Origin of the sequence: Streptomyces sp. NBC_01498, from assembly GCF_036327775.1 — a bacterium.
In the GTDB taxonomy this organism is placed as follows: domain Bacteria; phylum Actinomycetota; class Actinomycetes; order Streptomycetales; family Streptomycetaceae; genus Streptomyces.
The window spans coordinates 5,567,250-5,579,134 of sequence record NZ_CP109598.1 but is presented as its reverse complement, the minus strand read 5'-3'; the positions used below and the strand labels follow the sequence as shown (position 1 = coordinate 5,579,134).

At 73.2% G+C, this 11,885-nt stretch carries 9 protein-coding genes; 4 read left to right on the top strand and 5 right to left on the bottom strand.

What is annotated here, in order from left to right:
- Window positions 1-166: 166 nt before the first annotated feature.
- Genes OG875_RS23795 through rsmH form a run of 3 tightly spaced genes read right to left on the bottom strand, consistent with a single transcriptional unit; the run spans window position 167 to window position 3,778 of the window.
- On the bottom strand, window positions 167-2,191 hold the full coding sequence (locus tag OG875_RS23795) for a peptidoglycan D,D-transpeptidase FtsI family protein (RefSeq protein WP_330176257.1): 2,025 nt from the start codon (window positions 2,189-2,191) through the stop codon (window positions 167-169).
- Window positions 2,192-2,195: 4 nt separating this feature from the next.
- Window positions 2,196-2,825: a septum formation initiator gene (locus tag OG875_RS23790; protein WP_443079183.1), complete on the bottom strand. Its 630-nt coding sequence runs from the start codon at window positions 2,823-2,825 to the stop codon at window positions 2,196-2,198.
- On the bottom strand, window positions 2,822-3,778 hold the full coding sequence (gene rsmH / locus OG875_RS23785; protein WP_330176256.1) for a 16S rRNA (cytosine(1402)-N(4))-methyltransferase RsmH: 957 nt from the start codon (window positions 3,776-3,778) through the stop codon (window positions 2,822-2,824). The genes OG875_RS23790 and rsmH overlap by 4 nt, the downstream gene beginning before the upstream one ends.
- Before the next feature lie 613 nt (window positions 3,779-4,391).
- On the opposite strand from rsmH, the gene OG875_RS23780 reads away from it, so the two are divergent.
- From OG875_RS23780 to OG875_RS23765, 4 genes are all read left to right on the top strand, one after another.
- Window positions 4,392-4,955 (top strand): beta-class carbonic anhydrase, encoded by a 564-nt coding sequence (locus OG875_RS23780; RefSeq protein ID WP_330176255.1) that lies wholly within the window; start codon window positions 4,392-4,394, stop codon window positions 4,953-4,955.
- A 301-nt stretch (window positions 4,956-5,256) separates the two neighbouring features.
- Window positions 5,257-6,294 carry an AAA family ATPase gene (locus OG875_RS23775; RefSeq protein ID WP_330176254.1) on the top strand — a complete coding sequence of 346 codons (1,038 nt, stop codon included), beginning with the start codon at window positions 5,257-5,259 and terminating at the stop codon, window positions 6,292-6,294.
- A complete protein-coding gene (locus tag OG875_RS23770; protein ID WP_330176253.1) occupies window positions 6,294-7,652 on the top strand; it encodes a DUF58 domain-containing protein in 1,359 nt (452 codons plus the stop codon). The genes OG875_RS23775 and OG875_RS23770 overlap by 1 nt, the downstream gene beginning before the upstream one ends.
- Window positions 7,649-10,063, top strand: a complete 2,415-nt coding sequence (locus OG875_RS23765; RefSeq protein ID WP_330176252.1) for a transglutaminase TgpA family protein — start codon at window positions 7,649-7,651, stop codon at window positions 10,061-10,063. Before OG875_RS23770 ends, OG875_RS23765 begins: the two co-directional genes overlap by 4 nt.
- 329 nt (window positions 10,064-10,392) lie before the next feature.
- Here OG875_RS23765 and OG875_RS23760 read toward each other — a convergent pair whose 3' ends face one another.
- Both OG875_RS23760 and OG875_RS23755 read right to left on the bottom strand, forming a co-directional pair.
- Entirely contained in the window at window positions 10,393-10,788 is a 396-nt protein-coding gene (locus OG875_RS23760; RefSeq protein ID WP_330176251.1) for a DUF3040 domain-containing protein, read from the bottom strand.
- Between the two features lie 284 nt (window positions 10,789-11,072).
- Window positions 11,073-11,858 carry a methyltransferase gene (locus tag OG875_RS23755; RefSeq protein ID WP_330176250.1) on the bottom strand — a complete coding sequence of 262 codons (786 nt, stop codon included), beginning with the start codon at window positions 11,856-11,858 and terminating at the stop codon, window positions 11,073-11,075.
- Window positions 11,859-11,885: the final 27 nt, after the last annotated feature.

Here is an 11,885-nt window from a genome sequence, read left to right as displayed (position 1 = left end):
GGTTACGTACTGATCTGCGTGGGGCACGGCGGTGAGCGTACCGGGCTCGGCGGGGGCCCGGCCACGTGAGGGGCGCCGGGTGGCGGGGGCGTCCGTCGGGGTGTCGGACGGGTCGTCGTGGTTCCCGGAGTCGGGGGTGATCGTTGTCACTGGGTTGTTCCTCGGGTCACTCGCCGGGCTTGAACTCGACCGGCAGGGGATCGGACTTCCTGCCGGTCGGTGGGACCTGGAGGCTCTTGAGAGCGAACTCCATGACCTCCTTGTAGATGGGGCCGCAGATCTGGCCGCCGAAGTAGCTGCCCCGGGTGGGGTTCTGGATGGCGCAGTAGACGGTGAGCTGCGGGTCGTCGGCGGGCGCGAAGCCCGCGAAGGAGGCCGTGTAGCCCTTGTAGCGGCCGGTCTCGGGGTCGACCCGGTTGGCGGTGCCGGTCTTGCCCGCGACGCGGTAGCCGGGGATACGGGCCTTGGTGCCGGTGCCCGCCTCGTCGCCGACGACGGATTCGAGCATGGTGGCGAGTGTCTTCGCGGTCCGCTCGCTGACGACCCGGGTCTTCTTCGGGGCGGGCGCGGGGGTGAAGCGGCCGTCGGGGCCCTGGGTGCCGCGGACCAGGGTGGGTTCGATCCGTACGCCTCCGTTGGCGATGGTCGAGTAGACCGAGGCGGCCTGCATGGCGTTGACGGACAGGCCCTGGCCGAAGGGAATCGTGTACTGCTGCGAGGTCGACCAGTCCCCCGGGTCGGCCAGGATGCCCTGGGTCTCGCCGGGATAGCCGAGGCCGCTGGGGCTGCCGATGCCGAATTTGCGCAGATAGGAGTGGAGGACCTTGTTGGCCTCGGGCTGGGTCCTGCCGAGCTGCCCGGTCGCCAGGATGGTGCCGATGTTGCTGGACTTGGCGAGGACGCCGTTGAGGGTCAGATACCAGGTCGGGTGGTCGATGTCGTCCTTGAAGAGGCGGTCGCCCCGGTGCAGCCGGTTGGGCACGGTGACATGGGTGCCGGGGGTGGCGGCCTGCTCCTCCAGGACGGCGGCCATGGACATGACCTTGCTGGTGGAGCCCGGTTCGAAGGCGTCCTGGAGGGCGGCGTTGCCCATGGCGGTGGCGTCGGCCTGGGAGAGGTCGTTGGGGTCGAAGCCGGGGGCGTTGGCCATGGCGAGCACTTCGCCCGTCCGGGTGTTCTGCACCATCACGTAGCCCCGGTCGGCCTTGGACTCGGCGACCTGGTCGGTGATGGCCCGCTGGGCGGCCCACTGGATGTCCCGGTCGATGGTGAGCTCGATGTCGGTGCCGGGGACGGCGGGGGTCTCCTCGGAGTCGGCCGTGGGGACGCGCCGGCCGCCCGAGTGCGCGTAGGTGATCTCGCCGTCCTGGCCGGACAGCTTCGCGTCGAGCATGGACTCCACGCCGCCGCCCCCGTGGCCGGCCGCGTTGACGTACCCCAGTATCCCGGCGGCGAGGTCCCCGTTGGGGTACACCCGTTTGCTGCTGGGCTCCTGGAAGACCCCGGCGAGAACGCTGGTCGGCGCGTCGTCGGCCTTGCCGCCCTTGGCGACGAGCGCGGCACGCGCGGTGTCGGCCTTCTCGGCGAGGACGGCCCGCAGATCGCTGATCTGGTTCCAGACCTGGGGTGTCTGGCGGTGGGCGAGGACGGTGAAACGGGACCGGGGCGCCGAGAGCTGCTTGGCGAGCGTCTCGGGCTCCTTGTCGAGGATGGGCGCGAGGAGCGCGGCGGCCTGCTCGGGAGCGTCGGGGACGTTGCTGTCGCCGGGGGTGAACATCTTCGGGTCGGCCGTGATGTCGTGCGCGTCGACGCTGGTGGCGAGGGCGACTCCGGCGCGGTCGGTGATCTCGCCGCGCTCGGCGGCCAGCGTGACGCTCATGAACCGGTTCTTCTCCGCCTTGGCGGTGTACGCGTCGGCGTCGACCGCCTGCACCTGGAGCAGCCGGACGACGAAGACCAGCATCACCAGGGTCAGACCGATGCTGACCAGCCGCAGCCGGGGCCGGTGGTCGCCGAGCTGGATGCGGTGCGGGGTACGGGAGCCGGGGCGCGGCCGGCCCTGGGCGGGGCGGCGCGGGCGGCCGGCGGGCGCGGGGCGCTGCGGGGCGCGCGGTTCGGGCCGGGGGCGCCGGCCGCCCGCGCCGCGGGCGGGCCCGGGGACGCGGCGGCGCGGTGGTTGCTCGGGGGGCACTGCGTCACCTGCCGGAGGTCGTCGGGGTGGGGGTGCCGGCCGTCGCCGCGGGCCGGGACCCGCCGGAGGGGCCGCCGCGCGGGCCGGCCGACGCGGAGGGGGTGCCCGACGGGGTGGCGGACGGGGCTCCTCCTGAGGAGGACGGGGTCGCCGCCGGGTCCGCGGGCGCCGGCGAGGGCGTCACGGACGGGGCGAGCGAAGCGGGCAGGCCCGGCGCGGCGGGCGGGGTGGCGCCCATGGCGGACGGCGCGGTGTACGGGAGCGCGTCGGCCTCGGCGGGGACGCCGCTGACGCTGCCGTCGGGGTGCAGGAAGGCGGGGCTGCCGCCGGGCACCATGCCGAGCTCCCGGGCGCGGCGCTGGAGCGCGTCGGGCGCCGAGAGGCCGTCCACGTCCCGCTGGAGGGCCTGCTGCTCGTCGGTGAGGTCGGTGGTCTTCCTCTTGAGCTCGCTGAGCGTGAACGAGCCCTCGTTGAGGGAGGAGTTCAGCAGGAGGAGCGTGATCAGCCCGCCGCCGAGGAGGACGACGACCAGCAGGACGAACGGCGTACGCGCCGCGGTACTCGGCCCGGTCGTCGGCATCAGCCGGGCGAGCCGCGCGGCGCGCCCCCTCAGCTGCCTGGCCGGGCCCCTCACCGCACGTCCTCCCGGATCCGTTCCGCGCCGCGCAGCCGGGCGGGGGCGGCCCGGCGGTTCTCGGCGACCTCCTCCTCGGTGGGGAGTTCGGCGCCCCGGGTGAGGAGCTTGAGCCGGGGCTGGTAGCGCTCGGGCACGACGGGCAGACCGGGCGGCGCGGTGACGGTGGCGCCGGCCGCGAAGACCTGCTTGACCAGGCGGTCTTCGAGGGAGTGGTAGGCGAGTACGGCGATACGGCCGCCGACGGCGAGGGCCTTCACCGCGGCGGGGATCGCCGCCTCCACGGAGGACAGTTCGCCGTTGACCTCGATGCGCAGGGCCTGGAAGGTGCGTTTGGCGGGGTTGCCGCCGGTGCGTTTGGCGGCCTGCGGCAGGGCGTCGCGGATGAGTTCGACCAGCCGGGCGCTGTTGCCGAAGGGCTTGTCGGCGCGTTCCCGGACGATCGCCGAGACGATGCGCTTGGCCTGCTTCTCCTCGCCGTACGCCCGCAGGATGCGCACCAGTTCGCCCGGCGGGTAGGTGTTGAGGACCTCGGCGGCGCTCATGCCGGCCGACTGGTCCATCCGCATGTCGAGCGGGGCGTCCTGGGCGTACGCGAACCCCCGCTCCGCCTCGTCGAGTTGCATGGACGAGACGCCGAGGTCGAAGAGGACGCCCTGGACGCGCGGGATGCCCAGCCGGTCGAGCACGTCGGGGAGTTCGTCGTAGACGGCGTGCACGAGGGTGGCCCGGTCGCCGTACGGGGCGAGGCGCTCGCCGGAGAGCCGCAGCGCCTCCTTGTCCCGGTCGAGGGCGACCAGCCGGGCGGCGGGGAAGGTGCTGAGCAGTGCCTCGCTGTGGCCGCCGAGCCCGAGGGTGCAGTCGACGACGACGGCGCCGGGTGCGGCGAGGGCGGGGGCGAGCAGTTGGAGACACCGGTCGAGCATCACCGGAACGTGCCGGGTCGCGGTCATACGCGGTCCTCGCGGGGCCCGGTTGGCTGGCTGCGCTCGCTCATGCGCCCTCTCAGGTCCGGCGTGGACGGACGTACCGCCGAGCGTGAGGAGGCCGGGCCGCACGTACGCCGCACACGCGGGGGAATTCGGGGAGTGTTCCGGCAGGGTGTTCAGGATGTCCGTGAACTCGGCGTCACTTTAGTCCACAGGCCATCCCGGTCAATCAACCGGCCAGCGCGTCGCACGGACCGCTGCGGGCGGAGCGGCGGCGGGGTCCGGCGGGGGAACGGGCGTCGGACGACGGCGATCCGACGGTGCGTCGGCGACGGGCCGGACGGAGAACCGTCGGAGCCCGGAGGGAGGCCGGACGGAAACCGGAGGGACGTCGAAGGGAGGCCGGAGGGACGTCGGAGGGGAAGCCGGGGGGCTCGGACGGACGCCGGGGCGGAGATCTCGTGAAGATCCGGACGGGGCCGGTGACGGGATCGCGTGCGATCGACAGCGGCGTCCCCGCTCGTCCGCGGAACAGGATCCGCACCCGTGTGGCTTACCTCACACCGGCCCTCGTTGACGATGTTTGTCCCGTCGTACAGCGGTCCCCGGAGGGGGCTGAGCATTACCGTCTATGGGTATGTCGACTTCCGCGCACCTCCCCGCCGCGCCCGCCCCGGCTTCCGCCGGCGCCGCCCGCACCGACGGTACGGTCACCGATCGACTCGTGGACGCCAACCGGCGCTACGCCGAGAACTTCGGCGACCCCGGCATGGACGCCCGCCCGGTGCTCCGCGTCGCCGTGGTCGCCTGCATGGACGCCCGTCTCGACCTGCACGACGCGCTGGGCCTGGAGCTCGGCGACTGTCATACGATCCGGAACGCGGGCGGCGTCGTCACCGACGACGTCATCCGCTCCCTCACCATCAGCCAGCGCGCGCTGCGGACCCGCAGCGTCGTCCTCATCCATCACACCGGCTGTGGCCTGGAGGCCCTCACCGAGGACTTCAGGCACGAACTGGAAATGGAGGTCGGGCAGCGTCCGGCCTGGGCCGTGGAGTCCTTCCGGGACGTGGACCAGGACGTACGGCAGTCGATGCGGCGGGTACGGACCTCACCGTTCCTTCCGCACACCGACGACGTGCGCGGCTTCGTCTTCGACGTGTCGACCGGTCTGCTGCGGGAGATCGACCCGGCGGGCTGACCGCGCCGCGCACACCGACGACGCGCTCCGCCGACCCCACCGCACAGCCCACGAACCGCACGGCCACGCACCACCACGCCGCCGACGACGTACCCGGCCGACGGCGCGTACACCAGAAACCCGGCCAACTCCGGCAATCCACACCCACTTATCCACAGGCGAGTGACACGAAGCGGTAACGGCAACAAGAATGCGTGAGTGACGGCGGCGGTCCGGTCTTTCCGGACCCTCGCCCGTATTGCAGGGGTGGGCCGGGCCGTGAGAATGCCTCGGCCCGTATGAACGGGCCGAGGAGGGCCGGGTGACGACCTATGACGATCGAGCGAGCCTCACAGATCTGACCACCACAGCGGAGCGTGTCCGCGCATCGGTGGAAGGTGTGATCGAAGGCAAGCCTGAGGTCGTACGGCTTTCGCTGACAGTGCTGCTCGCCGAAGGACATCTGCTCATCGAGGATGTCCCCGGCGTCGGCAAGACCATGCTGGCCAAGACGCTCGCGCGGTCCATCGACTGCTCGGTGCGGCGTATCCAGTTCACGCCCGACCTGCTGCCCTCGGACATCACCGGGGTGTCCATCTACGACCAGCAGCGGCGCGACTTCGAGTTCAAGCCGGGAGCGATCTTCGCGCAGATCGTGATCGGCGACGAGATCAACCGTGCCTCGCCGAAGACCCAGTCGGCGCTCCTGGAGTCCATGGAGGAGCGCCAGGTCACCATCGACGGGCAGACGTACGAACTGCCCAGTCCCTTCATGGTGGTGGCGACGCAGAACCCGGTCGAGATGGAGGGCACCTACCCCCTCCCCGAGGCCCAGCGCGACCGTTTCATGGCCAGGGTCTCCATCGGCTATCCGAGCGCGGAGGCCGAACTGGAGATGCTGGACGTGCACGGCGGGGTCTCACCGCTGGACGACCTCCAGCCGGTGGCCCACGCGCACGACATCGTGAAGCTGATCGACGCCGTGCGGAACGTGCACGTGGCCCCCTCCGTCAAGCGGTACGGGGTGGAGCTGGTCGCCGCCACCCGTGAGCACCCGGATCTCCGGCTCGGCGCCTCGCCGCGCGCGACGCTGCATCTGCTGCGCGCGGCGAAGGCGTCCGCCGCCCTGAGCGGCCGGGAGTACGCGCTGCCGGACGACGTGCAGGCGCTGGCGGTGCCGGTGCTCGCGCACCGGCTGCTGCCGACCGCGCAGGCACAGCTCAACCGCCGGACCGCCGAGCAGGTGGTGCAGGAGATCCTCGGGCGGGTCCCGGTGCCGACGGCCGACGGCGGCCGGCAGGCCCCCACGGCCGCCGCGCCGCTCTACGACCGGCAGCAGCCGGGCGCACGGCGGCTGTGATGGAGCCCGGCGCCACCGCCTCCGGCGCCGACGACAAGGGCGGACTGCGGGCGGCGCTGGGCGGTCTCACCACCCGCGGCCGGTCCTTCTTCGCCGCGGGCATCGCGGCGGCGGTCTGCGCCTACGTCCTCGGCCAGGCGGATCTGCTGCGGGTGGGGCTGCTGCTGGCCGTCCTCCCGCTGGTCTGTGTGGGCGCGCTGTACCGGACGCGCTACCGGGTCGCGGGCAGCAGACGGCTCTCGCCGTCGCGGGTGCCGGCGGGGTCCGAGGCCCGGGTCCATCTGCGGATGGACAACGTGTCGCGGCTGCCCACCGGTCTGCTGATGCTCCAGGACCATGTGCCGTACGTGCTGGGGCCGCGTCCCCGGTTCGTCCTGGACCGGGTCGAGGCGGGCGGACGCCGGGAGGTCTCCTACCGGGTGCGCTCGGACCTGCGCGGGCGCTATCCGCTCGGACCGCTCCAGCTCCGGCTGAGCGACCCGTTCGGCATGTGCGAGCTGACGCGTTCGTTCAGCGCCCAGGACATCCTGACGGTCGTCCCGCGCACCGAACCGCTGCCGCCGGTGCGGCTGGCGGGAGCCGCGGCGGGGTACGGCGACGGGCGGCAGCGCTCCATGGCGGCGGCCGGCGAGGACGACGTCATCCCGCGCGGCTACCGGCACGGCGACGACCTGCGCCGGGTGCACTGGCGCTCCACGGCGCGCTACGGCGAGCTGATGGTGCGCCGCGAGGAACAGCAGCAGCGGGCCAGATGCACGGTGCTGCTCGACACCCGGCAGGTCGGTTACGAGGGCGCGGGTCCCGAGTCGGCGTTCGAGTGGGCGGTGTCGGGCGCGGCCTCCGCGCTGGTGCACCTGCTGGAACGGGGCTTCGCCGTACGGCTGTTGACGGACACCGGACGCTCGGTGCCCGGCGAGGGCGCCGAGGGGTTCGCCGGCTCCTCGCACCAGTCCGCCGACACGGCCGGACTGATGATGGACACGCTCGCCGTCGTGGACCACTCCGACGGTACGGGGCTCAGCCGCGCGTACGAGGTGCTGCGCGGCGGCAACGAGGGGCTGCTGGTCGCCTTCCTCGGTGATCTGGACGACGACCAGACCGCCGTGGTCGGCCGGATGCGGCAGCGCGCCGGCGCCGCGGTGGCGTTCGTCCTGGACAGTTCCGCGCGGCTCCAGGACGGCGGCGACCTGCCCGCGCCGGTCCAGGAGCGGCTGCGGCGGCTCCGTGAGTCCGGGTGGACGGTCCTGCCGGTACCGGCGGGGGCCGCCCTTCCCGAGCTGTGGCAGCAGGCGGCACACCAGCGCGCCGAGTCGGGTACGACACCGGGCTCGGCCGGTTTCTCCGGAGGTTGGTCATGAGCGGTGCCGCGAGGCTGGCGCTGTGCGCGTTCGCCGCCACGATGATGTCGGCGGGCGCGCTGCTGCCGCTGGTCGATCCCGCCATCTGGATCCTCCAGGCGGCGCTGATGGTGGGGATCGTCACCGGGGTCGGTGTGCTGGCGAGGCGGGTGCCGCTGGCCAGGGCGCTGACGGTGGCGCTCCAGACGGTCGCCGGACTGCTGATGCTCACCGTGGCGTTCGCCTCCGAGGACGCCGTCCTCGGTGTGCTGCCGGGTCCGGAGGTCTTCCTGCGCTTCGGCGAGCTGCTGAACGAGGGCGGTCAGGACGTCGGCCGGTTCGCGATCCCGGCCCCCGCGACCGACGGCATCAAACTGATGCTGGTCGGCGGCGTGATGGTGATCGGTCTGGCCGTGGACGTGCTGGCCGTGACGATGCGCGGCGCGGCGCCCGCCGGACTGCCGCTGCTGGCCCTGTACTCGGTCGCCGCCGGTCTCTCCGGCGGCGACGCCTCCTGGCTGTGGTTCCTCCTGGCGGCGGGCGGGTATCTGCTGTTGCTGCTGGCCGAGGGCCGCGAACGGCTCTCCCAGTGGGGCCGGGTCTTCGGCAGTGCTCCACGGCGGCCGGGCGACCTGACCGGGGCCGCGAACGCCCTCTCGGCCCCGGTGCGCACGGGCCGTCGTATCGGTGTGATGGCGCTGGGCATCGCCCTCGTCGTGCCCGCCGCGCTGCCGTCCCTGAACGGCGGGCTGCTCGACGGCACGGGGTCCGGCGCGGGTTCGGGTCTGGGCGGCGGCACGATCTCGGCCGTCAATCCGCTGGTGTCGCTCCAGGACAACCTCAACCAGCCCGAGGACCGGGAGGCGTTGCGGTACCGGACGAACGCGGAGGACACCCGGAACCTGTATCTGCGGATCATGGCTCTGGACGACTTCGACGGCGCGTCCTGGCGGTTCTCCCAGCGCAGTGTGGAGGACGTGCCGGACCGCCTTCCCGGCCCGCCCGGCCTGAGCGGTGACGTCAGCACCACCGAGATCACGACGAACATCACCGCCGCCGGCTGGTACCGGCAGAACTACCTGCCGATGCCGTACCCCGCGTCCGAGGTGGACATCGAGGGACGCTGGCGCTTCGAGCCGAGCGGCCGGACCCTGGTCGGCGACCGGGGCGAGACGACACAGGGCGCGCGCTACCAGGTGACCAGCCTGCTGGTGGAGCCGTCCCGGGAGCAGCTGGCGTCGGCGCCGCGACCCCCGGCGTCGGTCGTCCGGGAGTTCACGAAGGTCCCGGACGTCCTGCCGGACATGGTGCGGACCACCGCGCGCGACGTGACCGCGGGCGCGGCGAACGACTACGAGCGGGCGGTCCGGCTCCAGGACTGGTTCTCCGTGGAGGGCGGCTTCACGTACGACACGCAGGTCTCCTCCGGCACGGGTGTCACGGCCATCAGCCGCTTCCTCCGGGAGAAGGAGGGCTTCTGCGTCCACTTCTCGTTCGCGATGGCGGCCATGGCCCGCACGCTGGGCATACCGGCGCGGGTGGCGGTGGGCTTCACCCCGGGCACGCCCCAGCCGGACGGCACGACGTCCGTGGGGCTGCGGGACGCCCATGCCTGGCCGGAGCTGTATTTCGAGGGCGCCGGCTGGACGCGTTTCGAGCCGACGCCGAGTCGGGGCAGCGCACCTGACTACACCATTCCGGAGGCTCCCTCGGCCGAGGCCGAGGACCCGTCCCAGCCCGAGGCCAGCGCCTCGGCCGCGCCGGACGCCTCGCCGTCCGCGTCGGAAAGCTGCCCGCCCCAGGCGGCCCGGATCGGCGACTGCGGCCCGCTCACCCAGGCGGGGGCGCTGCCTCCGACCGACTCCGGCCCGTCCGCCGGGACGATCGCCCTGGTGACGCTGATCGTGCTGGTCGTGCTGCTGGTGCCCCTGTTGCCGCTGCTGTGGCGGACCAGGGTCCGGGCCCGGCGCCTCGGTTCCGGGGGGCGTACGCCCGCCGATGCCACGGCGCGGGCGCTGGGCGCCTGGCGGGAGATCGTCGACTCGGCCTGGGACCACGGTGTCCGTCCCGACGACGCGCGGACTCCGCGCCGGACGGCGGCCCGGATCGTGCGGCTGGGGCAGCTGGAGGGTGAGCCCGCCGACGCCGTGCACCGGGTGGCGAGGGCGGTGGAGCAGGTGCTGTACGCACCGGAGCCCCGGCCCGTTCCGGGGCTGGCCGAGGACGTGCAGCGGGTGCGCGCGGGGCTGGGCGAGGCGGCCGGCCGCTGGACCAGGCAGCGCGCGCTTCTTCTGCCGCGCTCCTCCATTCGGGTGATGTGGGCGCTGACCGCGCGCTGGGCCGCCGTGACCGATCGCTGGGGGATACGGCGCCTGGAGCTGGGCCGCCGGTGGGCGGCGCTGTTCCGCAGGCCGTCCCGGCAGCAGGGCTGATCCCGGCAGGCGGAAAGCGGTGCGGGGCGGGCGGGGTACGAGGGCGGTTCCGGGCCTCGTACCCCGCCCTCCGTCGTCCGCCCGCTACCGTCCGCCCGCTGCCTCTCCGCCTGTCCTCCGCCCGGGGTCTGCCCCTCTCAGCCCCTCTCAGCTCAGCGCCTCCCAGCCCGTCGCGAAGGCGCGGTGCGGCCACCAGGTGCGGACGGAGAGGCCCGTACGCGCGAAGACGGGTGAGGGGCGAACGCTGTCGCGTTCGCCCCTCACCCGTCTCAGCCGTTTCTCACGGCCGTCGCACCACTACTGCGAGTCCGGAAGCCTCTGTGCTCGTCCTACTGCCCCTGCTCGTCACGGCGGCGCTGCCACCGCTGCTCGATCCGGTTCATGAACGAGCGGCGCTGCCGTGGTTGTCCGCGGTCGCCCGCGGCCTCGCCGGGTGCCTGCTGCTCACCCGGTTTCGGAGCCTTGCGCCAGCCGGTGACCGCGAGAACCGCGCAGCCCAGCATGACGAGGAAGCCCACCACGCCGATCCAGATCTGTTTGGCGACCATACCGGTCATGAGGAGCGCGATACCCACCAGAAAGCCAGCGACCGCCTGGTAGACCCGTCGCCGGGTGTATGTACGCAGCCCGCTTCCCTCAAGCGCTGTCGCGAACTTGGGATCTTCGGCGTACAGCGCTCGCTCCATTTGCTCGAGCATTCGCTGCTCGTGCTCCGAGAGCGGCACGGAGTCCTCCTAGTCGTCGGTCGCGGGGGGCGACCGGTATGCGGCCCCTTCAGGATAGGCAGGGAATCGCCCCCGTGAAACCCGCCCTCTACGCCATTTCGCCAATCCGGGCCGCCATGCCGACTCGGCCGTTGAGGCGTTGATTCCCCAACCGTCGACCCGTCATGCCGGAAGGCGTACCCCGATCATACGGCGCCGAGCGCTCCGCCGGGGGGCCTGTGGCGCACTCCATGCGATGCTGCGTCGCTGATCAGCCCCGCGATCAGTGCTCCGGGGCCACTCCGTCAGGCCCGCTTCTCGCCCAGGACGTGCAACTGGCTCGCGACGGAGTGGAAGGAGGGAAGCTCCGCGGCGGCCGTCTCCAGCTTCAGCAGGGCCTCCAGAGCCCCCGGCTGAGTGTCCACCAGAACACCCGGGACCAGGTCCGAGAAGACCCGTACCCCGTGCACCGCGCCCACGTCGACACCGGCCTTGTCGACCAGTCCGGTGAGCTGGTCGACGGTGAAGCGGCGGGGCACCGGGTCGCCCTCGCCCCAGCGGCCCGCCGGGTCCGTGAGCGCCTGCCGGGCGTCGGTGAAGTGCCCGGCGAGGGCCCTGGCGAGGACGGCGCCGCCGAGCCCGGCCACCAGGAGGCTGAGGGCGCCGGAGGGGCGCAGCGCCTCGACGGCGTTCCGGACGCCGTCGGCCGGGTCGTCGACGTACTCCAGGACGCCGTGGCAGAGCACGGCGTCGTAGCCGCCGCGCTCCACGACGTCGAACAGGCCGTGGATGTCGCCCTGGACGCCGTGGACCCGGTCGGCCACGCCCGCCTCGGCGGCCCGGCGCTCCAGCGCGAACAGCGCGTTGGGGCTCGGGTCGACCACGGTCACCCGGTGGCCCAGGCGCGCCACGGGCACGGCGAAGTTACCCGTGCCGCCCCCGGTGTCGAGGATGTCGAGGCCCGCCGTACCGACGGCGGCGTTACGGGCGGCCAGGGCGCGCTCCAGCACCTCCCACACCACCGCGGTGCGCAGGGAGTTGCGGGGGCGCGACGGCGTCTCTCCGCCGACGGCAGGGGAAGGGTCCGACACGGCAGGTGACTCCTCGGCGCGGCGCCG

Bases quoted from the DNA above. Each gene is read 5' to 3' on its own strand.
- rsmH (WP_330176256.1), bottom strand. From the start codon at position 3,778: ATGACCGCGACCCGGCACGTTCCGGTGATGCTCGACCGGTGTCTCCAA.
- OG875_RS23780 (WP_330176255.1), top strand. From the start codon at position 4,392: ATGTCGACTTCCGCGCACCTCCCCGCCGCGCCCGCCCCGGCTTCCGCC.
- OG875_RS23770 (WP_330176253.1), top strand. From the start codon at position 6,294: ATGGAGCCCGGCGCCACCGCCTCCGGCGCCGACGACAAGGGCGGACTG.
- OG875_RS23765 (WP_330176252.1), top strand. From the start codon at position 7,649: ATGAGCGGTGCCGCGAGGCTGGCGCTGTGCGCGTTCGCCGCCACGATG.